The sequence below is a fragment of the Mesorhizobium sp. M0514 genome (genome assembly GCF_040321145.1).
Taxonomy (GTDB): domain Bacteria; phylum Pseudomonadota; class Alphaproteobacteria; order Rhizobiales; family Rhizobiaceae; genus Mesorhizobium.
On sequence record NZ_JAMYQZ010000007.1, the window covers coordinates 108,093 to 130,882 of the forward strand.

Sequence of the window (22,790 nt, forward strand, 5' to 3'; positions counted from 1 at the left end):
TCAGCCCTTCTCGCCGGTAAGCAGGATTTGCAGCTTGACGTCTTGCGGCTTGCCTTGCGCCGCCCGCTCGAAGGCCTCGATGCTGTCCGAGAAATCATAAGTGCCGGTGATCAGCGGCTTGAGGTCGACCTTCCCCGAGGCGATCAGCTGCAGCGCGCGGTCGAAGATGTTGGCGTAACGGAACACCGTCTCGATGCGCACTTCCTTGGAGATCGCCGCCGGAACGTTGAGGCTGACCGGTTCGACCGGCAGTCCGACCAGCACCACCGCGCCGCCCGGCCGCACGACATCGAACAGGTTGGCGAATGCCTTCGGGCTGCCGCTCGCCTCGAACACGATATCCGCGCCCCAATTGTCGGTCGCGGCGGAGACTGCGTCGACCAGCGATTGCTCACCTATATTGACCGGCACGATGCCGGGATATTGCGCGGCAATCTCGAGTTTGGGTGCGGAAAAATCGGAGATCAGCACCTTCGAGCAGCCGCCGGCCAGCGCCGCCAGCGCGATCATGATGCCGATCGGGCCGCAGCCGACGACGACGGCGACGTCGCCAGGCACAATGCGGGCGCGGCTCGCCGCCTGCATGCCGATGGCAAAGGGTTCGACCATCGCGCCTTCGGCGAAGGTGACATTGTCCGGCAGTCTGTAGGTGAAGGCGGCCGGGTGCACGGCATAGGGCGCCAGCACGCCATGCACAGGCGGCGTCGCCCAGAAGGAGACGTCAGGGTCGACATTGTAGATGCCGAGCCTGGTCGCGCGCGACGACAGGTTCGGCACGCCCGGCTCCATGCAGACGCGGTCGCCGACCTTCAGCGTGCCGACATTGGCGCCGATCTCGACGATCGTTCCCGCGGCTTCGTGGCCGAGCACCATCGGGGCCCGCACGACATAGCTGCCGATCGCGCCATGGGTGTAATAGTGCACGTCGCTGCCGCAGACGCCGACCGTGTGGATGGCGATCTTGACATCGCCCGGTCCGACGTCGAGCGGCAGCGCGATCTCGCGCAGCGACAGTTCGCCTTTTTTCTCAAGCACCAGTGCCCGCATAGGTAAGTCCTCGCATCAAGTCTTTTTTTGCCGGAAAACGGAATTCAGGAAGCCGCTGAGCACGCCGAGGAACAGCAGCGGCGGTAGCGACAACAGCACGACCGAGGCGTTGAGGATTCCCCACGGCACGTTCATGCCTTGCTGTGAAAGTTCGGAAGCGACGATCGGCAATGTCTTGGCGTTGGAACTGGACAGCATCAGCGCGATCAGGAATTCGTTCCACACCAGCACGAAGCTGAAGGCGACGGCGCCGATCAGCGAGCGCGCCGCTACCGGCAGCGCAATGCGCCAGAACACCGAGTAAGCGCCGTAGCCGTCGACGAAAGCGGCTTCCTCGATTTCCTTCGGCACGGCCTGGAAGGCGGGAATGGCGAGCCACATGATCACCGAGATGGTGAGCAGCGAATAGGTGACGATCAGCGCCGGCAAGGTGTCGTAGAGCCCGATCTGCAGCCAGATCACCATCAGCGGAATGGCGACTGCCACCGGGGGCAGGAAGCGCAGCGACAACACGAAGAACTGGATGTCGCCAGCGAAGCGATTGGGATAGCGCGCCACCGCATAGGCTGCCGGAAGGCCGAGCATGACGCCGATCAGCACGGCGACGCCGCAGGAAATGACCGAGTTATAGAGACCGGTCATTACGCTGTCGCGGCCGATGATGTAGCTGATATTGTCGAAGGTCGGGGTAAACACCAGGCGCGGCACGCGGGTGATGATGTCGACATTGTTCTTCAGCGAATTGACCGCCGTCCAGGCGAGCGGAAACACCGCCATGAAGCCGGCGAAGGCCAGGATGATCTTGCCGATGAGGCGGCCCGGTCTCATGCGATACGGCCTCATGCCTGCACCCGCTTCCACAGCATGGTGAAGGTGATGACAGTCGCGATCATCATCAGCACCGCCATGGCCGAGGCATAGGACACCTTGCCGGACTCGATGAAGCCTTGCGAGAAGGCGTACATGTCGAGTGTCTCGGTCGCCACGCCCGGCCCGCCGCGCGTCATCACATAAATCAGGTCGAAGGAGCGCAGCGATTCGATCATCTTGACGAACATCAGGCTGATCAGCGGCGCCTTCAGCATAGGCAAGGTCACATAGGCATGGATCTGCCAGCGTTTGGCGTGGTCGAGCCGCGCCGCTTCGATCGGCTGCGGCGGCAAGGTCTCCAGAAGCTTCAGCACGATGACCGCGAAGAACAGTCCCCACTGCCAGACATCGACCGAGGCGACGGCAAACAGGGCCGTCGACGGCTTCGACAGCGGGTCGAAGATCAGCCCGCCGGTGATCAGCCTGTAGGGATAGGTGGCGATGCCGTAGAGCGGATGATAGGCAAACTTCCACACGAAGGCCGCCGAGACACGCGGCAACAGCACCGGGATGATGAACAGCAGGCAATAGATGTTGCGCAGCCGCGGCGACGCTACTTCGAACATCAGCACGCCGAGCCCGATCGCCACCATCATCGTCGCCACCACGGTGACGATTTCCCACTTCACCGAAACCCAGACCGCGTTGAGGAAACGCCGGTCGGCGAACAGGTCGATGAAGTTCGACAGCCAGACCCAGGAATAGTCCGACGAGCTCAGCTCGCGGTTCTGCAGCGCAATGACGACGGCGTAGAGCGTCGGCACCATCGACAGCACCAGAAGAATGGCGAGCGTCGGAACCAGAAACGTCACGGGCAGGGAAGAGCGTCGGCGCATTGCCTATCCTCGGGCTGTGCCTTTTTGGAGAGACCCGCGGCGCACAGTCCCGGCATCCGGTCGAATGCCGTGGACCGCGCGCCGCGGGCGGGAGGATTACTTCTTCTTCACCAGCTCGTTGGCGTAGGCCTCGAGTTCGTCGAGGCCGCCCTTGACGTCGGTGCGCGTGCCGGTGACCAGCTCTTCCAGGATGATGCCCCAGCGGTCGCCGAGATCCGGCCAGCGCGGATCCTGCCAGAAGTTCACCGCCGTCACCTTGCCGGTATCGGCAAGCGCCTGGCCGAGATCGGCGCCGTAAATGTCGGCGAACTCCTTGCTGGACAGCACGCTGGTGCGGTTGAGCTCGCCGAATTGGTGCGCGTCGAGCCGGCGCTTCTCGTTCTCCTTCGACGTCGCCCAGGCGATGAACAGGCCGGCGCATTGCTTCGCGGCGTCATCGGCATTGGCCTTGGCGGCGATGGCGAGGCCGTGGCCGTAGCCGCCGCCGGTCAGTGGCGAGGGCGGCGGCAGGAAGCCGATCTTGCCGACCACTTGCGAGGTCTTCGGGTCGACCGCCATGCCCGACAGCGGCGTCGATTCGACCAAGATGGCAACCTGGCCCGACAGGAAGGCGCCGGTCGATTCATCCCAGCTGCCGGTCTGCGTGCCGGGCGCTGAATCCTTGAACAGTTTAAGATAGGTCTCGGTCGCTTTGACCGCGGCCTCGGAGTTGAAAGCCGGCTTGTCACCGTCGAACCATTTTCCGCCATAGGCCTTGAAGAACGGCATCCAGCGCCAGACATTGGCGCCCGAGCCGCGCGCGCCGCGCAGCGCGATGCCGTACATGCCCTTGTCGGGATCGGTCAGCTTCGGCACGTCGGCGATCAACTCGTCCAGCGTCTTCGGCGGCTGGATGCCGGCGGCTTCCAGAATGTCCTTGCGGTAGACCATCAGGTCGCCGCCGCCGGTCAGCGGCGCGAACCACACCTTGCCGTCATAGGTGGCGACCTTCTGCCGGCCCGGGTCGAAATCGGCGTAGTCGTAGTCAGCCGGGTAATAGTCGGTGAGCGGCACGATCCATTTCGACGAGGCGAACAGCGCGACATTGGCTTCGTCGACATAGTAGACGTTGTAGTTGCCGACCGTGGACGCATCGGCGCGCGACTTTGCCCGGCGGTCGTTCTCGTTGAGATAGTCGATCTGGAAGCTGGCGCCGGCCAGTTTCTGGAACTCGTCCTTGGACGCCTCCAGCAGCGTCAGCCCGTCACGCGGTTGCGCCAGCACCTTGACCGGCGCCGAGCAGACCGGCGCCGCCAGCGCCATGGTCGAGAGGGTCGTGGTAAGCATGAAAGCTGCGCTTATGCTCGCAGCGAGCCGAATTGGTTTCATTGATTTTCTCCTCCAGGAACAGTCGCAGGAAGCGGAAGTCTTCGGTTGCGCGATCCTCGCCATCGCCCGAGCGACAAGCCACCCATCGCCAAAATGAGGAGTTGCTAAAGGCCGCGCTAGAAGCCCCGTTGCAGCAGACCTGTACTTTTATGCATTGTGCGCTGCAAAATCCGGCCCGCCTGCACAGCCTCTGTCACATGAGTACCGATGGAGTGAGGAAGGCCGGTTTTCAGGCGCGCATCGTCATCCGCTGCTTCGACAGCTTGCGGTAGGATGACGGCGTCATCCGGTGCTTGCGCAGGAAGGCGCGGTTGAAGTTGGAGATGTTCATGTAGCCGACCTGGAAGCAGATGTCGGTGATCGGAATATCGGTGTCCGCCAGCAGCTTGCAGGCTTGCCAGAGCCGGAGCTTGGCGATGTGGTCGCTGAAACTGTTGCCGGTGTTTTTCTGGAAGAAGCGCGAAAACGTGCTTTCGCTCATCCCCGCCAGCTCCGCCGCCTCCGGCAGCTTCAGGTCCTCGGCGAAGTGCTGGAAGAGATAGGTCAGCGTGCGCTGGATGATGTCCAGCGAGGTTGCGTCGAGCGCGGGTGAGAAATCCGGCGAGGACAAAAGCTCGTATTCGTCTGTCCTGGCCAGCAGATCGACCAGTTCGAGGAAGAGGCAAAACCGGGCGAGCCCGTGCACGGTGCCCATCCGTTCCATCAGCGCAGCGCCGTCGAGCGCGGCGCGGCCATGGAAGACGATGCCGCGCAGCGATCGCTCCAGGAACGGTTCTAGTTCGCGCAGCTCCGGCAGCAGTCCCGCCGAGCCGCGCAGCCGCTGCGGATCGAATTGCAGCACGATGTCGCGTCCTTCGATCAGCTCGCCGGGTTGCACCGATGTCACCCAGTCATGCGGCAGCCCGCCGCCGACGATGCTCAGGTAGCCCGGCCCGAATTCGCCGATGTGATCGCCGACCAGCGCGACCCCGGAAGACTTCCTCAGCAGATGGATTTCGTATTCCGGATGGAAATTCCAGACATTGCGCTCCCAGGGATAGTCGTCGAGCCGCCACAGAAAACTGTCGCTCGCCTCGGTGACGATGTGCTCGAAAGCCGGCACCGTGCGAGGGATCGCGGCCGTGTTCTTTCTGCGCCTGAATGCCATCGTCTGCTCTCCTGGGCGTATGAGGAAGCGACTGGTTTCGGGTAATCCGTAGCAGGCTGTTGCCCGCAAGTGAACGATGTCGCCTCAGCGAGTTCAACGCCGGCTCTCGATGATCTCGATGAAGCGGGCGAACAGCCCGGCCTGGGATTTGATGCCGAGTTTGCGATGGATGTTGCGGCGATGGACCTTCACCGTTCCCGGCACGATGCGCATGGCTCTTGCGATCGACTCGGTGGAATGCCCCTGCAGCACCAGATCGACGACATGCTTTTCGCGCGGGGTCAGCGACAGGCTTTCCCAAATGTGGGCGCGGTCGAACTCGTTGACGGCGGCGATCGTCTCGCCCTGCTCCGCTTCGTCCTGCTCCTCGGCCGAAAGTGCGGGCCAGCGCAACCGGGCGAAGTTGATGACCGCCGGCGCCATGTCGCGCAGCAGCCTGGCATCGGCGGTGCCGAAGGGACCCGAGGCGTGCAATCGCATCAGCGACAGCACCAGGGCATCCTTGCCGGGCAGCGGCACGAAGAAGCCGACCTCCTCGGCCAGCCTTGTCTGGCTATAGTAGGTGCGAAAATACTCGCTGGCATAGAAGCGGTCGGGCGCCAGTTCGCGCATGCGCCAGAACCCCTCCTTGCGCTCCACCGCCGCGTGATGAAATGGGTCGAGCAGATAAGGTCCTTCCTGATAGAGCGTGACGAAGACATGGCTCTCGGCCGGCGAGAAGGTTTCGAACAGCAGCGGCGGTCGCGAGGCGCCGCGGTAACCGAAGATCACGCAGTGGTCGAAGCCGACATGCTGGCTCAACCAGCCGACCATTGCCTTGCCGAACAGGTCGCCGCTCGTCTCCCGGGTCGCCGCGACAAGGGCTGCGAGCCGGCTGTATTCGTCGCTGCGGGACGCACTCAATCTATACCCCCTTAAACGAGAAAATAGATCAGATATACCACCAGCGAGGTATATACTAGACGCCATTAGCTCTGGTAGCGTCCTGGAATAGCCCTGTTGCTGGAGCCAGCACTTTGACCGCAGTGCCCGACATCGAGTTTCGCGGCGTCACCAAGCGCTATGGCGCTGTGACCGCCGTCAGCGGCATCGATCTCGCTGTGCCGCCCTCCGCCTTTGTCGCCCTTCTCGGACCGTCCGGCTGCGGCAAGACCACATGCCTGCGCATGATCGGCGGCTTCGAGCAGCCGAGCGAAGGCCAGGTGTTCATCCGTGGCCGGGACATGGCCGGAACGCCGCCCTATCGTCGGCCGGTCAACATGGTGTTCCAGCAATACGCGCTGTTTCCGCATCTCGATGTCGAAGCCAATGTGTCCTACGGGCTGCGCCAGGCACGGCCGCGCCTGTCGTCGCAGGAAATCGGCCGGCGCGCCGGCGAGGCGCTCGAAATGGTGCGGCTCGCCGGCTATGGCCGCCGCAAGATCCACGAACTCTCCGGCGGCCAGCAGCAGCGCGTCGCGCTGGCGCGCGCACTGGTCAACAAGCCGGCTGTGCTTTTGCTCGACGAGCCGCTGGCAGCGCTCGACAAAAAGCTGCGCACCGACATGCAGATCGAGCTGCAGAACCTGCAGCGCGAGATCGGCATCACCTTCGTGCTGGTCACCCACGACCAGGAGGAGGCGCTGTCGATGAGCGACTTCGTCTGCGTCATGAACGGCGGCCGCATCGTACAGCTCGGGCAACCAAGCGAGATCTATGACGAGCCGGCCGACCTGTTCGTCGCCGACTTCGTCGGCAAGACCAATCTGTTGAGCGGCAAGGTTGCCGGGCATACAGGCGATCTTGTCAATGTGGCGCTGGCGGACGGAACCGTCATTGCCGCGCGCAAACGAACCGCCTTGCAGCAGGGCGAGACCGTTTCGGTCAGCCTGCGTCCTGAATCGCTAAGCCTCGGCGCCACCAAAGGCAGCCCTTTCAAGGGCATCGTGCGCAACCGGATCTTCTTGGGCTCGACGGCGGAATACGCCGTCGAGGTGCAGGGCATCGGAACGCTGCTGGCCAAGACCGACCATGTGATCGGCCATGGCAATCTCTTCAAGCCGGGTGAACCCGTCGCCATCGGCTTTGCCTCCGGGACGCCGCTGGCGTTCCCAGAGACCAAGAACAACGGGACCAACCAGAGGGTAGCAAAAAATGTCGAAATCATATCGTGACGGACTGCCGATTAGCCCTGAGAACTTCGTCGACCAGCTGATGCGCCTGAAGCGCGGCTCGATCGGCCGCCGCGATTTCCTCGGCCTCACCGGCCTGGGCATAGCAACCGCGGTGATGGCGCGCGAGCTCGGCATCATGCCGACGCCGGCCTTCGCCGCCGAAAACCTCGGCGACCGCATGTCGATCGCCACCTGGCCGAACTATCACGACCCGCAGACCTTCGAGAATTTCAAGAAGGACACCGGCGTCGCCGTCGAGGTCAACGTCTTCGGCTCCAATGAGGAGATGCTTGCCAAGCTGCAGGCCGGCGCCTCGGGCTGGAGCCTGTTCGTGCCGACCAACTACACGATCTCGACCTACAAGAAACTCGGCATCATCGATCCGCTCGACATGGCCAAGCTGCCGAATTTCGACGGCTCCCAGGAGGACCCGCGCTTCACCTCGGAAGGCACGATCGACGGCACGACCTACGCGGTGCCGAAGAACTGGGGCACCACGGGCTTTGCCGTCAACACCAAGAAGCTGGCCAAGCCGATGACCAGCTGGAAGGAATTCTGGGACGTCGCCATGGCTGAGGGCGATGGCCGCACCATGGTGCACGACTACCAGCTGACCACCATCGGCAACGCGCTGAAATATTACGGCTATTCCTTCAACTCGCTGAAGCAGGATGAACTCGCCAAGGCCGAGGAGCTGCTGCTGAAGGTCAAGCCGCATCTGTTCGCGGTCTCGTCCGACTACCAGCCGGGCATGCGGGCGGGCGACGCCTGGATGACCATGTGCTGGACGAATGACGGCGCGCAGTTGCATCGCGATATCCCGGAGATCGCCTACGTGCTGGGCAAGGAGGGCGGCGAAATCTGGACCGATTTCTACGCCATCCCGAAGGACGCGCCGAACAAGCCGGCCGGCTATGCCTTGCTCAACTATCTGATGACCCCTGAGGTCGCGGTGAAGGAGCATCTGGCCAATGGCGCGCCGTCGACCGACGCACGCGTCAACAAGCTGCTGCCCAAGGAAGTGCTGGACAATCCGATCCTCTATCCGGCGGCCGACCTGTTGACACCGCTGGAATTCGGTGCGGCGGCGACGCTGACCGATCCCGGCCGCGCCGAGCTGATGGCGCGCTTCAAGTCGGCTTGAGGCCGGCCTGACGCAAACGGAAACCGGCGGGCCTAGGTCCGCCGGCATCGGGGCGGTTTCCATGCACGGCAACAGATTTCGGTATAACATCCTGACAGCGCTGCTGCTCGCTCCGGCTACAGCGTGGCTGGTGGTGTTTCTGGTGTTGCCGTTCGTCGCCATTGCCGTGTTCAGCGTCGGCGAGCGGGCGCCGGAGGGCGGCTACCAGGCCGCCTTCACGCTGGCGCAATATGCCAACCTCCCGGCGCGGGCGACTGCCTTCTGGAACACGATGATGCTGGCGCCGGTGGGCGCGCTTGCCTGCCTGCTCGTCGCCTACCCCGTCGCCTACTACCTTGCCCTGAAGGCGCCGCAACGCTGGCGGCTGATCCTGCTGGCGCTCGTGGTCATTCCGTTCTGGACCAGCCTTTTGATGCGCACCTATGCCTGGATGTACATTCTGGGCGGACGCGGCATTCCCGCGCTGCTGGCCTTTGTCGGTATCGAGGATGTCAGGCTGATCAACACGCCGGGCGCCGTGCTGCTCGGCATCGTCTATGGCTATTTGCCGCTGATGATCCTGCCGATCTATGTCAGTCTCGAGCGGCTCGACCGAAGGCTGCTGGAAGCCTCCGCCGATCTCGGCGCGACCCCGCTCTCAACCTTTCTGGGGGTGACGCTGAAGCTGTCGCTGCCGGGCGTCATGACCGGCTTCTCGCTGGTCATGATCCTGCTGCTTGGCGAATACCTGATCCCGACGCTGCTTGGCGGTGGCAAGGTGTTCTTCATCGGCAACGCGCTGGTCGACCTGTTCCTGCAGTCGCGCAACTGGCCGTTCGGATCGGCCATCGCCATCACCTTGGTGGCGGTTTCGGTGGTGGTGCTGATTGCCGCCAACCGCATCTCGACGCGGGTGTCGGGCGCCCGCAGGGTGGATCTGATCTGATGCGCGCCTTCGTCACAGCCGTCTTCGCCTTCCTCTATCTGCCGATTGCGTTGGTCGTGCTGTTTTCCTTCAACGCCGGCCGCCATGCCAGCGAGTTCACCGGCTTTTCGGTGCAGTGGTACGGCACGGCGCTGTCGAACCCGTTCCTGGTCGAGGCATTGAAGAACAGCCTGTTCATCGCCACCACCAGCGCGCTTCTGGCGGCGGTGTGCGGCACGGCAGCCGCACTCGGCCTGGCGCGGGTCGGGCTCAGAACCCGCGCCGTCTTCGACGCGCTGATGGGTGCCGCGATCGTCGTTCCCGGCGTCGTCATCGGCATCTCGACGCTCGTCGCGCTGGTCCAGTTGTTTGGCGTGCTCAACCCGTTCCTCGCCTCGATCTGGCCAAACGACCAGCCGCCGCGCCTGTCGCTCGGCTATGGATCGATCATCGCCGCCCACGGCCTGTTTTCGATGGCGTTGGTGACGATAATCGTCGGCACGCGTCTCGCCAGCCTCGACCGCAACCTGATCGAGGCCTCGAGCGATCTCTACGCCACGCCGCTGACGACGTTTCGCTCGATCGTGCTGCCGCAGATCATGCCGGCGGTGATCGCCGGCTTCCTGCTCGCCTTCACCTTCTCCTTCGACGATTTCATCGTCGCCTTCTTCGTCGCCGGCGCGCAGACGACGCTGCCGATCTATGTCTTCGCCTCGATCCGGCGCGGCGTGACGCCGGAAATCAACGCCATCGCCACCATCGTGCTCGTCGCCTCGGTTCTTCTGGTGGTGCTTGCCCAATGGCAGCTGCGCCAGCGCCAGCCGTCAAACTGAACAAGCCATCCAGCTGAAAGACAAATTCATGCTCCTCAAAGACCGCATCGCCGTGGTGACGGGCGCCGGTTCCGGCATCGGCCGCGCCGGCGCCATGATCATGGCCAGGGAAGGCGCGCTGGTGGTCATCGCCGACCGGGATAAGACCAGCGGCGAGGCGACAGCGGCGAGTATCCGCGCGGCTGGCGGGCAGGCCGAGGCCATTGTCACCGACGTCTCTGACGACGCGGCGGTAGGGCAGCTCATCACAGGCACTCTCGGCAAGTATGGCCGCATCGACATTCTGCACAATCACGCCGGCATCCAGGTCGGCGGCACGCTGACCGAGGTCGAGGTCGATGGTATGGATGCGTCCTGGCGCATCAATGTACGGGCGCAGTTTCTGGCCGCGCGGCTGGTCATGCCGGCAATGGTCGCGCAAGGCGGCGGCGTCATCCTCAACACGGCCTCGAATTCCGGCGTGTTCTACGATCGCGAAATGATCGCCTATGCCACCTCCAAACATGCGGTTGTGGCGATGACCAGGCAGATGTCGCTCGACTATGCCCGGCACAATGTGCGCGTCAACGCGCTCTGCCCCGGTTGGGTCGACACGCCCTTCAACGAGCCGTTCATCGCCCAGATGGGCGGACGCGAGGCGATCGAGACCTATGTCCGCACCAAGATTCCGATGGGCCGCTGGGCGAGCGCCGAAGAGATCGCCGAAGCGATCCTGTTCCTCGTCTCCGACCGCTCATCCTTCATGACCGGCCAGGCACTGGTGATCGACGGCGGCGAAAGCATCGGCTGATCTAGAGCAATTCCAGGAAAAGTGTGTAACGGTTTTCCGTCCGGAATTGCGTAAAACAAATAAGGGCAGCCGGATAGGAGGGTTCCCGCCTCTGGCTCAATCGCCGGCTGCCCGTCCTCCCTTGCCTTCATGCCGCATTTCGTCCAATAGAACGACGCAAACGCTGCGAAACCGAAGGTTTTGCCGTTTGGAAGTGCGGCTTCCGGCCTCGTTGCCGACGCGCCGCAATCGGAAAGAGCAGGACAATGTCTGCGATCGAAGCCGGCGCTCGTGCGCCGGAAAATCTTTGGCGTCAGGAAATCAGGGCGACGCTGGCGCTGGCCTGGCCGATGGTGCTGACCAATCTCGGCCAGACCGCGATGACCGCCACCGACGTCATGATGATGGGGCGTCTGGGCGCGGACACGCTGGCCAGCGGCGCGCTTGGCGCCAATCTCTATTTCATGCCGCTGATCTTCGGCCTCGGCCTGATGCTGGCGACCTCGCCGATGATCGCCACCGAGCTTGGCCGCCGGCGCTATTCGGTGCGCGATTTGCGCCGTACCGTGCGCCAGGGCCTGTGGCTGGCGATCCTGATCTCGATCCCGATCTGGATGGTGCTGTGGCATGGCGAGGCCATTCTGCTGGCCATGGGCCAGGAGCCGGCATTGGCACATCAGGCCGGCATCTATCTGCGCTGGCTGGAATGGGCGGTGCTGCCGTTCTACGGCTATATCGTGCTGCGCTCGTTCATCTCGGCGCTGGAGCGGCCAGGCTGGGCGTTGGTCATCGTTTTCGTCGCCGTCGCCTGCAACGCCTTTTTCAACTGGGTGTTCATGTTCGGCAATCTCGGCGTCACCTCGATGGGCATTGCCGGTTCGGGGCTGGCGACCACGCTGTCGAGCACGCTGATGTTCTGCGGCCTGGCAGCCGTGGTGATGCTGGAGAAGAAGTTCCGCCGCTACCGCCTGTTCGGCCGCTTCTGGCGCTCCGACTGGCCGCGTTTCAAGGGTCTGCTGCGGCTCGGCATGCCGATCGCCGGCATCCTCGCCTTCGAGGTGACGATCTTCAACGCCGCAGCCCTGCTGATGGGCCTGATCGATGCGGATTCGCTCGCCGCGCACGCCATCGCCATCCAGATCGCCTCGATCTCCTTCATGGTGCCGCTCGGTCTCAACCAGGCCGTCACCGTGCGCGTCGGGCTGGCCCACGGCGCCGGCAATCCGGCAGGCGTTTCGCGCGCCGGCTGGACTGCCTTCGTCATCGGCGTCTCGTTCATGGCGCTGATGGGGCTGGTGATGGTCCTGTGGCCGCATCTGCTGATCAGCGCCTTCATCGACATGACCGACCCGGTCAATGCCAGGGTGATCGCCCTTGCCGTGTCGTTCCTGGCCTTTGCGGCGCTGTTTCAGATTTTCGACGGCGCGCAAGCCGTTGCCGCCGGCATGCTGCGCGGCCTGCACGACACCAAGGTGCCGATGATCTATGCCGCCATCGGCTATTGGGGCATCGGCCTGCCGCTCGGCGTGCTGCTCGCCTTCCATTTCGGCTTGCACGGCGTCGGCATCTGGATCGGCCTGGCGTCGGGGCTGGCCGTGGTGGCGGTGCTGCTCCTGGCCCGCTGGCTCAGGCGGGATAGGATCGCGCCGCCGCTCGTCTTCAGCCATTAAAAGCAAAACGGCCGCCGGGTTCGGCGGCCGTTCTCGTTTGGCGTGGCTCGCTCAGCTCCCGTCCGACGACATCGCGCCGAGCAGCCTGCGTATATCGCCGAACCTGGCGATCGAGCCGAACACCAATGCGGCCACCGCGACGAAGAACACCGACACCGAAGCCATGGTCGGCGTGTAGCCATAGCGCAGCGCGTTGAAGATCTTGATCGGCAGCGTCTCGGTGGTGAAGCCGATCGTCATGTAGGCGACGATGTATTCGTTGAGCGACAAGACGAAGGCGAAGGCGTAGCCCGAGACGAGGTAGGGCAGGATCAACGGCAGCACCACGGTTTTCAGCACTGTGCGGTCGTCGGCGCCCATGGTGGCGGCGGCCTCTACCAGCGAGCGGTCGATCGAGGCAAAGCCCAGCGACAGCGTCACCAGCGGCAGCGTCACGAAGAAGATGGCGTGGCTGATGATGGCGGTGAAGAACTGGCCGAACAGCCCGACCGTCGCCCAGAAGGAGAGGAAGCCGAGCGCTGTGATGACCGGCGGCAGGATGAAGGGGGCAAGCCCCAGCACCTGAAAGATGTTTGCCCAGGGCGCGATGCGCCGCCACAGGAACCAGGCCAGCGGCAGCGCCACCGCCACGGCAATCGCCGCCGAGCAGACGGCCAGCGTCACCGAATGGATCAGCGCCAGGCGCCATTCCGGATCGGTGAAGATCTGGGCGTACCAGGCGAGCGAGAAGCCGACCGGCGGGAAGGAGAGCTCCTGCCGCGAATTCACCGACACGCCGGCGACGACGATCAGCGGCGCCGCCAGGAACAAAGCGACGATGGTGAAATAGACACGGCGCAGCAAGGTCGCGGTCATAGGGCGTTCTCCCGGCGTCCGACGAGCAGCGTCAGTCCGACCAGCGCCAGCGAGATCAGCACCAGGAACACCGCCATTGCGGCCGCGAACGGCATGTTGGACTGGTAGATCGCCTGGTCGGTGATCAACACCGACAGCGTCCAGTGCTGCGGCCGTCCCAGAATCTGCGGTAGCAGATAGGAGCCGAGGGCGAACACGAAGACCATGATCAGCGTCGCCACAATGGTGTTGCGCAGCGCCGGCGCGACGACGTTGAAGAAGGCCCGGATAGGCGAGGCGCCGAGCGTGCGCGCGGCCTCTAACAGAGTCGGATCGAGGCGGACCAAAGCGGGGTAAAGCACCAGGATCGTATAGGGCAGCGCCTGGTAAACCATGCCGGTCAGCACCGCGCCGAAGGTCGGCAGCAGCGCCACCGGCTTGTCCATCAGCCCGATCGCCACGAACAGATTGGTGATGCCCGCCGTGCGCGAAAACAGCGTCGACCAGGCAAAGCCGATAATGACTTCCGACAGCGACAGCACCGACAACAGGCCGACCAGCCATAGCGTCTGCACGCGGCGCGGCCGGCGGGTCAGGAGGTAGGTGAAGGGGAAGGCGATGGCCACGCAGCAGACGGCGACCAGCACCGCCAGCATCAGTGAAAAGCCGAGCACGCCGCCGAAGAATACCGACAGGAAGCGGGCGTAATTGTCGAACACGAAATCCGGCGTGTAGAAACCGGACGGATTGCGCTTGAAGAAGCTCACGGCGATCATCGTCGAGAACGGCACGACGAAGAAGACGATCAGCATCAGCGCCGGAAAGAACAGCGGCGTGTAGTCGGCTAGCGACTTCGGAGCCTCGCGTCTCATGCGCCGAGCACCACGCAGCTGCCGGGCGGCAGCGTTACGCCGACCTGGGCGCCGACCGGCACGTCATGCCGTTCGCGCGGCGTGGTCACGGCAATGATGCTGGTGCCGCCGACATCGACGAAGGTCTCGATGGTGCCGCCGAGATCGCGAACGAAACTCACCTCGCCGGTAATGGCCGAGCCGCCGGGGCTGCCGAGATGCACATCCTCGGGGCGGACCGATACAGACGCTTTAGTCTGACCCGCCGGCATGGCAAGACCTGGAATGGCTGTGCCCAGAATGGTGGTGCGCCCGGTGCTGTCGATCTCGGCCGGCAGCAGATTGGTGATGCCGATGAAGTCGGCGACGAAGGCGTCGGCCGGCTTGCGGTAGATCTCGATCGGCGGCGCCGCCTGCAGGATCCTGCCGTGGCCCATGACGACGACGAGGTCGGCCATGGTCATGGCTTCGCGCTGGTCGTGGGTGACGACGATGGTGGTGATGCCCAACCGCTGCTGCAACTGGCGCAGTTCCACCTGCATGGCCTCGCGCAGTTTGGCGTCGAGCGCCGACAGCGGCTCGTCGAGCAGGAACAGTTTCGGCGACAGCGCCAAGGCCCGTGCAATTGCCACGCGCTGGCGCTGACCGCCCGACAGTTTGGCCACCGGGCGGTCGGCAAAGCCGGTCAGATGGATGAGGCCTAGCAACTCGTCGACGCGCTTCTTCTGCTCTTGCTTGGAGGCGCCGCGAATCCGCAGCGCATAGGCAATGTTGTCGCCGACGGAGAGATGCGGAAACAGCGCCAGCGACTGGAACACCATGCCGAGATTGCGCTTGTGCGTCGGCAAAGGCGTGATGTCCTCGCCGTCGAGCACGATGGCGCCGCTGGTCGGCTCCTCCAGTCCGGCAATCATGCGCAGCAGCGTGGTCTTGCCGCAGCCCGACGGGCCGAGCAGGCACACGAACGTGCCATGCGGCACGTTGAGCTGGACATTGTCGACGGCGGCGAAGTTGCCGAATTTTTTGGTGACGGCGTTGATGTCTAGTCCGGACATGCTCATCCCTTGGAGGGTTTGCTAAGGGGCCGCCGGACTATGCCGGCGGCCGCTGTGGTTCAGACGGATCGAACGGCTCAGCCGACGATGAGCTCGGTCCACTTCTGGTTGATCCAGTCGGCCTTCGACGTATAGAGGTCGTAGCGCGGGATGATCGGGTCGATATCCGACGACACCGCGGCGAACTCTTCCGGCTTGAGGTCGAGCACCTCTTTCTTCAGCGTCGGCGTGGTGCCGACCTTGCGCGACATCAGGCCCTGCATCGACGGCTGGCTCATATAGTCGATGAATGCATGCGCCTCGTCGACCTTGGTCGAGGCGCGCGACAGCACCCAATTGCCGGAGTCCTGGATGCCGCCTTCCTTCGGGAAGGTCGAGCGGACATGGAAGCCGTCGGCGACCGCGAGGCCGGTGACGTCGTGATAATACTGGCCCATCGGGATCTCGCCCGACTTCAGCGCCTGCTCGAACTGCGCCTCGTCGCGATACCACAGCCGGACATTCGGCTTGAGCTCGGCGAGCTTTTCGAACGCCTTGTTCAGTCCGTCCTCGGTGTCGAGCGCATTGGTGCCGCCCATGAAGGTCTTTGCCGTCACTTCGAGCAGGAACGAGTTCGAGGCAAGTGCCAGAAGGCCAAGCTTGTCCTCATTGGCCTTGTCCCACAGCGTCTCCCATGAGGTCGGCGCATCCTTGTAGACATCGGTGTTGGAGACCAGCGTGATCCACCAGGCGACGGCGCCGATGCCGGCGACGCGACCATCCGGATATTTGTTGACGAAGCGCGGCAAGAGGTCGTTGTAGTGCTTGAACCTCGACGTATCGAGCGGCGTCCATAATTCGGTCGACTGGCCCTTCAGCGTCGAGGTCTGCGACATCATCGAAAGGTCGGCCGGCGCCTGGCCTGCCTTGGACGCCTGTTCGAGCTGCACCAGCCAGGCTTCGCCGGTCGGCTCGGCGACCGACTCGACCGCAATGCCGGTCGCCTTGGTAAAGTCGGGGAAGACGTGCTCGTCGAAGGATTTCTTGAAGTAGCCGCCATAGACGCCGACCTTCAGCGACTTGTCCTGCGCGCGCAGGATCGACGGCATGGCGAGCACGCCGGCTGTAGCGAGGCCCGCACCAAGCACGCCGCGCCGTGTCAGGGATTTTCCAATCAGTCTGTTCATCTGGTTTCTCCTCAGTTGATGCCGTTCTATTCCGGCAGGTTCCCTTCACGCACTGTCGCCGCCTGGCGTCAGTGGGCCGCCGCTCGTTGTTCGAGCGTACGGGCGTATTGCGTCAGTGGAAAGCACATGACGAAGAAGATCAGCGCCACCAGCCCGTAGACCTTGAACGGTTCGAAGGTGGCGTTGTTGATGGCGTTGGAGGTTCTGACCAGCTCCTCGAAGCCGATGATCGAGGTCAGCGCCGTCGATTTGATCAACTGCACCAGGAAGCCGACGATCGGCGCCCTTGTGATCGAGAACGCCTGCGGCAGGATGATCAGCCTGAGCTCCTGCAGACGGTGCAGGCCAAGGCTGGCGCCGGCATCCCACTGTCCCAGCGGCAGCGCATCGACGCCGCTCCGCCAGATCTCGGCCAGATAGGCGCTGGCGAAGAAGGTCAGGCCGAGCACCGCTGCCGTCCATGGCTCGATGCGCAGGCCGAGCATCGGCAGGCCGAAGAACATCAGGAACAGCTGCATCAACAGCGGCGTTCCCTGGAACAGGGCGATGTAGCCGGAAGCGACCCGCTGGCTCCATTTATTCTCTGCGATCCTGAAGAACAGCACGATCAGCCCGACCAGCGCGCCGCCGACAAAGGCCGCCAGCGACAACAGCACCGTCCAGCGGGCGGCGAGCAGCAGATTGCGAACGATGTCCCAGAGGGTGAATTCGATCATGTGACACCTGCCCCCAACACGCGGCGCCCGCCTGTGACCAGCAGCCGGCGCAAGGCCATGGACAGGACGAGGTAAACCACGGTCACGACGAAATAGGTTTCGAAGGACCGGAAGGTGCGGGCTTGCAGCATGTCGGCCTCATAGGTCAGCTCACGCACGGCGATCTGCGACACCACGGCCGATTCCAGCATCATGATGACGATCTGGCTGGTCAGCGCCGGATAGATCACCTTGAGCGCCTGCGGCAGCACGATCTTGACAAACACCTGGCGTGGCCGAAGCCCGAGTGCCAAGGCGGCTTCCGTCTGTCCGCCGGGCACGGCATCGAGACCGGCGCCGACGATTTCAATGGTGTAGGCCGCCATGTTGAGCGTCATTGCCAACATGGCTGCCAGGATCGGATCGAGCCTTATGCCGAGGCTGGGCAGTCCGAAGAAGATGAAGAATAGCTGCACCAGGAACGGCGTGTTGCGCATCACCTCGACATAGACCGCGATGGCGCGCTTCACGAATACCGGGCCGTTGCGCCGGCCGGCAGCGCCCAGGATGCTGAGCAGCGTGCCCACGAGCGTGGTCACGACGATCAACAGGATCGTCGTGGCCGCGCCGCGCGCGATGTCGCCCACAGCGCCTGGGAGCCAGGCAAAGGCCACGAGAACTCAATCCTTGAGGTTGTCGGGATTGAGCGGCGTCTTCAGCCAGGCCTTCGAGCTCTCGTCGAGCTTGCCGTCGGCCAGCATCTTGGCAACCGCATCATTGACCGCCGTCTTCAGCCGGTCCTCTTTCTTGTTGAGGCCGATATGCGAGGGCGAGGTCAAGAGCTGGAACTTCTGCTCCGGCTTCAGCGCGTCCTGCTTGGCCAGCACCTGGGCGCCGACATCATTGCCGACCACCATCAGCTGCGTCTGGCCGGAGATGAAGGCCTGGATGACGGAGTTGTAGTTGTCGAAGCGCTTGATGTCGGCCGATGCCGGCGCCGCCTCGGTCAGCGACGTATCCTCGAGCGTGCCGCGATTTACGGCGATCGACTTGTCGGCAAGGTCTTCCTTGCCTTTGACGGAGAGCGCCGCCGGACCGATGACGGCGATGTAATAGGGCGCGTAGGCGGCGGCGAAATCGATCACCTCCTCGCGCTCCTTGGAATAGCCGACGCTCATCAGGATATCGACGCGCTTGTCGGTGAGATACGGGATGCGGTTCTGGCCGGTGACGCTGACCAGATTGAGCTTCACCTTGAGTGAATCGGCGATCGCCTGCGCGACGTCGACGTCATAGCCCTTGATGCTCATATCGGCGCTGGCCGAGGAGAAGGGCGGAAAGTCGGAGAAGATGCCGACATTGATGGCGCCGGCTTTGGTGATGTCGTCGACGGCGTCGGCATTGGCCGGGGAGGCGAAGCCGAGGCCGGCGAGCATCAGCGCGGCGGCGATGGTTGATTTCATTTGGATTGTCATTGGTATTCCCCTTCTGGAAGCTTGTTTGTTTTGGAAACGGCCGCCGGCTCCAGCGCGGCGGCCGCCTTTGCATGTGAAATCCGTCAGGCCCCCTTGCCGGTGATCGCCGGGCTGAACACCATCAGGCTCAGGATCTCGAACAGGACCTGGGCGCCGACATGGGCGGTGTTGGTGGTAGCGTCATATTGCGGCGCCACCTCGACGACATCGCCGCCGACAATGTTGAGACCTTTCAAGCCGCGCAGCAGTTCGAGCACCTCGCGCGTCGTCAGGCCGCCTATTTCCGGCGTGCCGGTACCCGGCGCGAAGGCCGGATCGACACTGTCGACGTCGAAGGAAATGTAGGTCGGGCCGTCGCCGACTATTCTGCGCGCCTTCTCGATGATGGCCGGAATGCCGAGACCCGTCACCTCTTCGGCATGCACGACCGTCATGCCGGATTCATAGGTGAACTCCCACAGATACTCCGCCGAGCCGCGGATGCCGATCTGGATGGTGCGGGTGGGGTCGAGCACGCCGTCCAGCACCGCGTTGCGGAACGGCCCGCCATGATGGAACTTGGTCATGTCGAACAGCCCGCTTGTGTCGCAATGGGCGTCGATGTGGATCATGCCGACCGGCGCCTTTTTGCCGACCGCCTTCAGGATCGGATGGCTGATCGAGTGGTCGCCTCCGACCGAGAGCGGCAGCACGCCGGCATCGACGATCTGGTTGGTGCGGCGCTCGATGTCTTCGTGGCTGACCTCCAGCCGGTAGCGGCTGCGGAACGGCGTATCGCCGATGTCGGCGACGCGCAGCTCATGCGTCGGCGCGCATTCCAGCACATGATTGTAAGGGCCGATGCGCTCGATGGCGCGCAGCGCCCTTGGCCCGAAGCGCGAGCCGGGGCGGTTGGTGACGCCGAGATCCATCGGCACGCCGATGATCGCCACCTGCAAATCGCCGAAATCGGGATTGTCGGCTGCGATTTCGCGATAGGGCGCGGCGAGGAAGGTCGGGATGCCGGCATAGGGCGCGAGTCGGGTGCCGCTCTTGGAGAAGATCTTGTCGGCGACCTTGCGGAACTTCGGGTCGAACATCTCGCCGCCATGGCTCTCGCCATACTTGCGGCGCAAGGCTTCCAGCTTGCCTCTGTCATAACCCATGTCGGTCTCCTCCTGCGGGCTGATGCATGCGGCCGTGGCGACATCTGCGAACTGACCATCATCCGGCCGGGTCGCTGTCCCGCTGGCTGCCTGTAGATTTCACGTCATTGATGCTGTTGACCTGCCAAAGTGTCCGGCAGCCGCATTGAAAAATCAATTGATATTGTTACGGTGCTGATTGTGAGAAAATCTCACAGAGTATCCGGTTGCTCATGGCCAAGCGTCTGCCCCCCTTGAATCCCCTGCGCGCCTTCGAGGCGACGGCGCGGCATGCCTCGCTGACCAAGGCGGCGAGTGAGCTCAACGTCACCCACGGCGCGATCAGCCACCAGATCAAGGCGCTCGAGCAATCACTCGGCGTAAAACTGTTCGAACGCACCGGACAGCGGGTAAAGCTCACCCCGCACGGCGCCGAACTGCTGCCGGCGGTCTCGACCGCCTTCGACGGCATCGCCGCCGCCACCCAGCGCATGACCAGGCCAGCCAGCGCCGGTACGCTGTCGGTCTCCTGCGTGCCGGCGCTGCTGCTTCTGTGGATGACGCCGCGGCTCGGCAGCTTCATGGCGCAATATCCTGATATCAGGTTGACGCTGATCCCGTCCAACGACCCCAAGGACATCCGCGCCCCACAGGTCGATGTCTGCGTGCTCTATGGCGACGGCAGCTGGACCGATTGCTGGATGCGCAAATGGTCGGGCCTCGAACTGTTCCCGGTGGTCAGCCCGACGCTGATCAACAACCGGCCGCTCCGCATCTGCCGGGATCTTGCTGGCCATGTCATCCTGCATGGCGATGATGGCCGCGAATGGCACACCTGGCTGGCCGCCGCCGACGGGCTCGACCTCGAACGCGGCCGCCGTCACCATCTCGGCGACGCCCGCACGGCCATCGAAGCCGCGGTTCACGGACATGGCGTGGCGCTCGGCGATTCCGTCACCGCCAGCATGCTGCTCGCCAGGGGCCTGCTGGTGGCGCCGTTCAGCCTGTCGGTGCCGGCGGTCGACGATTTCTACGTCGTTTGCCGCAACGAGATGCGTTCAGCGCCGATCGTACAGCTGTTCGTCGACTGGCTGTTCGCCGAAAAGGAACAGGCCGACAGCCGCGCCGACGCGCCGGTGGCTGGCCGCATCGGCAGCCGCCGGAAGCGTCCGGCGCTGCGGGTGGTGGGCGCCAAGAGTTGAGGCTGGACCGGAGCGACTGCTTTTTGTCGGGCCAGCCCGGAAAGCGGGAAGCGCTTTCAAAAATTCAATGCTACTAAGCTCTTGCCAGGCAATTCCAGGAAACGAGTGCGGCGGTTTTCCGTCCGGAATTGCGTAAGACAGACGTGAGCAGCGAAGGCGACGGCAGGACATGGCAAGAACCGATATAGCGCGGCGCGTCTACAACCACACCTGGAAGCTGGACCCGATCGTCCGCAGCCTGCTCGACACCGATTTCTACAAGCTTCTGATGCTGCAGATGATCTGGGGCATGTACCCCAAGGTCGACGCCACCTTTTCGCTGATCAACCGCACCACCTCGGTGCGCCTGGCCGACGACATCGACGAAGGCGAATTGCGCGACCAGCTCGACCATGCCCGCACGCTGCGCTTCTCCAAAAAGGAGATGATCTGGCTTGGCGGTAACAATTTCTATGGCCGCAAGCAGATCTTCGAGCCGGAATTCCTCGCCTGGCTGGAAGGTTTTCGGCTGCCCGACTACGAGCTCTCCAAGCGCGACGGGCAGTACGAGCTCTCCTTCAGTGGCCCCTGGATGTACACTACGCTGTGGGAAATCCCGGCGCTGGCGATCATCAATGAGCTTCGCTCCCGCGCCGCCATGCGCGCCTTCGGTCCCTTCGCGCTTGACGTGCTCTATGCACGCGCCAAGGGGAAGATGTGGGCCAAGACCGAACGCTTGAAGGCGCTGCCCGGCATCCGCATCTCCGATTTCGGCACCCGCCGCCGCCATTCCTTCCTGTGGCAGCGCTGGTGCGTCGAGGCGCTCAAAGAAGGTATTGGCGAAGCCTTCACCGGCACCTCCAACGTGCTGCTGGCCATGGACAACGACCTCGAAGCGCTCGGCACCAACGCGCATGAACTGCCGATGGTTTTTGCCGCCCTTGCCAAGTCGGAAAAGGAATTGAAGGAATCGCCCTACAAGGTGCTGCAGGACTGGCAGCGTTATTATGGCGGCAACCTGCTGATCGTGCTGCCCGACGCTTTCGGCACCGCATCCTTCCTGCGCGACGCGCCGGACTGGGTCGCCGACTGGACCGGCTTCCGCCCCGACAGTGCGCCGCCGATCGAAGGCGGCGAAAAAATCATCGACTGGTGGCGCGAGAAGGGCAAGGACCCCAGGCAGAAGCTGCTGATCTTCTCCGACGGGCTCGAGGTCGAGACCATCGAGGAGACCTACAGGCACTTCAAGGGCAAGGTGCGCATGTCCTTCGGCTGGGGCACCAACCTCACCAACGATTTCGAAGGCTGCGCGCCGACCGAAACCAACAGCCTGGATGCGATATCGCTGGTCTGTAAGGTGACGGAGGCCAATGGCCGGCCGGCGGTGAAGCTGTCGGACAATCCGGCGAAAGCGACGGGCGACAAGAAGGAGATCGAGCGCTATCTCCGGATTTTTGGGGCGAAGGACCGCGTGGAGCAGCTGGTCAAGGTTTGAGGGTCGGCGGGTGCCTTGCTGGACGAAATGGAAATCGCGATAGCGTGAGTTCCCGCCCACCCCCCTCTGTCCTGCCGGACATCTCCCCCGCAAGGGGGGAGATTGGCAGCGTCGAGTACCGCGCCTCTTTCTTTACCCTTGAAAGTTGGCGAAAGCCCCGGCGACATCCAATC

General features: G+C 63.6%; 22 protein-coding genes. 8 read left to right on the top strand and 14 right to left on the bottom strand.

The window, feature by feature from the left end; genetic code table 11:
- From NKI61_RS05395 to NKI61_RS05420, 6 genes are all read right to left on the bottom strand, one after another.
- On the bottom strand, positions 1–1,047 hold the full coding sequence (locus NKI61_RS05395; RefSeq protein WP_352838973.1) for an NAD(P)-dependent alcohol dehydrogenase: 1,047 nt from the start codon (positions 1,045–1,047) through the stop codon (positions 1–3).
- A gap of 15 nt (positions 1,048–1,062) precedes the next feature.
- A complete protein-coding gene (locus NKI61_RS05400) occupies positions 1,063–1,875 on the bottom strand; it encodes a carbohydrate ABC transporter permease (RefSeq protein WP_023671259.1) in 813 nt (270 codons plus the stop codon).
- A gap of 11 nt (positions 1,876–1,886) precedes the next feature.
- Positions 1,887–2,753: a carbohydrate ABC transporter permease gene (locus NKI61_RS05405; protein WP_352460776.1), complete on the bottom strand. Its 867-nt coding sequence runs from the start codon at positions 2,751–2,753 to the stop codon at positions 1,887–1,889.
- 96 nt (positions 2,754–2,849) lie between these two features.
- A complete protein-coding gene (locus NKI61_RS05410) occupies positions 2,850–4,121 on the bottom strand; it encodes an ABC transporter substrate-binding protein (protein WP_023693095.1) in 1,272 nt (423 codons plus the stop codon).
- 229 nt (positions 4,122–4,350) lie between these two features.
- The gene (locus NKI61_RS05415; RefSeq protein WP_023671262.1) at positions 4,351–5,268 is read right to left on the bottom strand and encodes an AraC family transcriptional regulator; all 918 of its coding nucleotides are present in this window, start codon (positions 5,266–5,268) and stop codon (positions 4,351–4,353) included.
- Positions 5,269–5,361: 93 nt separating this feature from the next.
- Positions 5,362–6,171: a helix-turn-helix transcriptional regulator gene (locus tag NKI61_RS05420; protein WP_023742274.1), complete on the bottom strand. Its 810-nt coding sequence runs from the start codon at positions 6,169–6,171 to the stop codon at positions 5,362–5,364.
- Between the two features lie 113 nt (positions 6,172–6,284).
- Between NKI61_RS05420 and NKI61_RS05425 the strand changes: the two genes are divergently transcribed.
- The 6 genes from NKI61_RS05425 (at position 6,285) to NKI61_RS05450 (ending at position 12,741) form a co-directional block, all read left to right on the top strand.
- Complete coding sequence (locus NKI61_RS05425) at positions 6,285–7,421, top strand: ABC transporter ATP-binding protein (protein ID WP_352838974.1); 1,137 nt, start codon at positions 6,285–6,287, stop codon at positions 7,419–7,421.
- A complete protein-coding gene (locus NKI61_RS05430; protein ID WP_023683578.1) occupies positions 7,402–8,565 on the top strand; it encodes an ABC transporter substrate-binding protein in 1,164 nt (387 codons plus the stop codon). The genes NKI61_RS05425 and NKI61_RS05430 overlap by 20 nt, the downstream gene beginning before the upstream one ends.
- A 61-nt stretch (positions 8,566–8,626) precedes the next feature.
- Complete coding sequence (locus NKI61_RS05435; protein WP_023693099.1) at positions 8,627–9,490, top strand: ABC transporter permease; 864 nt, start codon at positions 8,627–8,629, stop codon at positions 9,488–9,490.
- The gene (locus tag NKI61_RS05440) at positions 9,490–10,302 is read left to right on the top strand and encodes an ABC transporter permease (RefSeq protein ID WP_352838975.1); all 813 of its coding nucleotides are present in this window, start codon (positions 9,490–9,492) and stop codon (positions 10,300–10,302) included. The genes NKI61_RS05435 and NKI61_RS05440 overlap by 1 nt, the downstream gene beginning before the upstream one ends.
- Before the next feature lie 28 nt (positions 10,303–10,330).
- Positions 10,331–11,092: an SDR family NAD(P)-dependent oxidoreductase gene (locus tag NKI61_RS05445; protein WP_023671268.1), complete on the top strand. Its 762-nt coding sequence runs from the start codon at positions 10,331–10,333 to the stop codon at positions 11,090–11,092.
- A 245-nt stretch (positions 11,093–11,337) separates the two neighbouring features.
- On the top strand, positions 11,338–12,741 hold the full coding sequence (locus NKI61_RS05450) for an MATE family efflux transporter (protein ID WP_023732673.1): 1,404 nt from the start codon (positions 11,338–11,340) through the stop codon (positions 12,739–12,741).
- A gap of 51 nt (positions 12,742–12,792) precedes the next feature.
- On the opposite strand, the gene NKI61_RS05455 is transcribed toward NKI61_RS05450, so the two are convergent.
- The 8 genes from NKI61_RS05455 to speB form a co-directional block, all read right to left on the bottom strand.
- The gene (locus tag NKI61_RS05455; protein WP_023671272.1) at positions 12,793–13,596 is read right to left on the bottom strand and encodes an ABC transporter permease; all 804 of its coding nucleotides are present in this window, start codon (positions 13,594–13,596) and stop codon (positions 12,793–12,795) included.
- Positions 13,593–14,447: an ABC transporter permease gene (locus tag NKI61_RS05460; RefSeq protein ID WP_023695891.1), complete on the bottom strand. Its 855-nt coding sequence runs from the start codon at positions 14,445–14,447 to the stop codon at positions 13,593–13,595. The genes NKI61_RS05455 and NKI61_RS05460 overlap by 4 nt, the downstream gene beginning before the upstream one ends.
- On the bottom strand, positions 14,444–15,481 hold the full coding sequence (locus NKI61_RS05465) for an ABC transporter ATP-binding protein (RefSeq protein WP_352838976.1): 1,038 nt from the start codon (positions 15,479–15,481) through the stop codon (positions 14,444–14,446). The genes NKI61_RS05460 and NKI61_RS05465 overlap by 4 nt, the downstream gene beginning before the upstream one ends.
- A 77-nt stretch (positions 15,482–15,558) precedes the next feature.
- Complete coding sequence (locus tag NKI61_RS05470) at positions 15,559–16,647, bottom strand: ABC transporter substrate-binding protein (RefSeq protein ID WP_023742280.1); 1,089 nt, start codon at positions 16,645–16,647, stop codon at positions 15,559–15,561.
- A 68-nt stretch (positions 16,648–16,715) separates the two neighbouring features.
- A complete protein-coding gene (locus NKI61_RS05475; RefSeq protein WP_023711356.1) occupies positions 16,716–17,363 on the bottom strand; it encodes an amino acid ABC transporter permease in 648 nt (215 codons plus the stop codon).
- The gene (locus NKI61_RS05480) at positions 17,360–18,016 is read right to left on the bottom strand and encodes an amino acid ABC transporter permease (protein ID WP_023739696.1); all 657 of its coding nucleotides are present in this window, start codon (positions 18,014–18,016) and stop codon (positions 17,360–17,362) included. Before NKI61_RS05480 ends, NKI61_RS05475 begins: the two co-directional genes overlap by 4 nt.
- 6 nt (positions 18,017–18,022) lie before the next feature.
- Positions 18,023–18,817, bottom strand: coding sequence for a transporter substrate-binding domain-containing protein (locus NKI61_RS05485; protein ID WP_023729762.1), 795 nt, complete (start codon positions 18,815–18,817; stop codon positions 18,023–18,025).
- An 83-nt stretch (positions 18,818–18,900) separates the two neighbouring features.
- Entirely contained in the window at positions 18,901–19,962 is a 1,062-nt protein-coding gene (gene speB, locus NKI61_RS05490; RefSeq protein ID WP_023714542.1) for an agmatinase, read from the bottom strand.
- A 212-nt stretch (positions 19,963–20,174) separates the two neighbouring features.
- On the opposite strand from speB, the gene gcvA reads away from it, so the two are divergent.
- Both gcvA and pncB read left to right on the top strand, forming a co-directional pair.
- The gene (gene gcvA / locus NKI61_RS05495; protein ID WP_023671280.1) at positions 20,175–21,143 is read left to right on the top strand and encodes a transcriptional regulator GcvA; all 969 of its coding nucleotides are present in this window, start codon (positions 20,175–20,177) and stop codon (positions 21,141–21,143) included.
- Between the two features lie 169 nt (positions 21,144–21,312).
- On the top strand, positions 21,313–22,617 hold the full coding sequence (gene pncB, locus NKI61_RS05500) for a nicotinate phosphoribosyltransferase (protein ID WP_023683568.1): 1,305 nt from the start codon (positions 21,313–21,315) through the stop codon (positions 22,615–22,617).
- Positions 22,618–22,790: the final 173 nt, after the last annotated feature.

Excerpts from the sequence above, each read along its gene's own strand:
- NKI61_RS05395 (WP_352838973.1), bottom strand. The coding sequence starts at position 1,047 with ATGCGGGCACTGGTGCTTGAGAAAAAAGGCGAACTGTCGCTGCGCGAG.
- NKI61_RS05400 (WP_023671259.1), bottom strand. The coding sequence starts at position 1,875 with ATGAGACCGGGCCGCCTCATCGGCAAGATCATCCTGGCCTTCGCCGGC.
- NKI61_RS05405 (WP_352460776.1), bottom strand. The coding sequence starts at position 2,753 with ATGCGCCGACGCTCTTCCCTGCCCGTGACGTTTCTGGTTCCGACGCTC.
- NKI61_RS05410 (WP_023693095.1), bottom strand. The coding sequence starts at position 4,121 with ATGAAACCAATTCGGCTCGCTGCGAGCATAAGCGCAGCTTTCATGCTT.
- NKI61_RS05415 (WP_023671262.1), bottom strand. The coding sequence starts at position 5,268 with ATGGCATTCAGGCGCAGAAAGAACACGGCCGCGATCCCTCGCACGGTG.
- NKI61_RS05430 (WP_023683578.1), top strand. The coding sequence starts at position 7,402 with ATGTCGAAATCATATCGTGACGGACTGCCGATTAGCCCTGAGAACTTC.
- NKI61_RS05435 (WP_023693099.1), top strand. The coding sequence starts at position 8,627 with ATGCACGGCAACAGATTTCGGTATAACATCCTGACAGCGCTGCTGCTC.
- NKI61_RS05440 (WP_352838975.1), top strand. The coding sequence starts at position 9,490 with ATGCGCGCCTTCGTCACAGCCGTCTTCGCCTTCCTCTATCTGCCGATT.
- NKI61_RS05445 (WP_023671268.1), top strand. The coding sequence starts at position 10,331 with ATGCTCCTCAAAGACCGCATCGCCGTGGTGACGGGCGCCGGTTCCGGC.
- NKI61_RS05450 (WP_023732673.1), top strand. The coding sequence starts at position 11,338 with ATGTCTGCGATCGAAGCCGGCGCTCGTGCGCCGGAAAATCTTTGGCGT.
- NKI61_RS05455 (WP_023671272.1), bottom strand. The coding sequence starts at position 13,596 with ATGACCGCGACCTTGCTGCGCCGTGTCTATTTCACCATCGTCGCTTTG.
- NKI61_RS05460 (WP_023695891.1), bottom strand. The coding sequence starts at position 14,447 with ATGAGACGCGAGGCTCCGAAGTCGCTAGCCGACTACACGCCGCTGTTC.
- NKI61_RS05465 (WP_352838976.1), bottom strand. The coding sequence starts at position 15,481 with ATGTCCGGACTAGACATCAACGCCGTCACCAAAAAATTCGGCAACTTC.
- NKI61_RS05470 (WP_023742280.1), bottom strand. The coding sequence starts at position 16,647 with ATGAACAGACTGATTGGAAAATCCCTGACACGGCGCGGCGTGCTTGGT.
- NKI61_RS05475 (WP_023711356.1), bottom strand. The coding sequence starts at position 17,363 with ATGATCGAATTCACCCTCTGGGACATCGTTCGCAATCTGCTGCTCGCC.
- NKI61_RS05485 (WP_023729762.1), bottom strand. The coding sequence starts at position 18,817 with ATGACAATCCAAATGAAATCAACCATCGCCGCCGCGCTGATGCTCGCC.
- speB (WP_023714542.1), bottom strand. The coding sequence starts at position 19,962 with ATGGGTTATGACAGAGGCAAGCTGGAAGCCTTGCGCCGCAAGTATGGC.
- gcvA (WP_023671280.1), top strand. The coding sequence starts at position 20,175 with ATGGCCAAGCGTCTGCCCCCCTTGAATCCCCTGCGCGCCTTCGAGGCG.
- pncB (WP_023683568.1), top strand. The coding sequence starts at position 21,313 with ATGGCAAGAACCGATATAGCGCGGCGCGTCTACAACCACACCTGGAAG.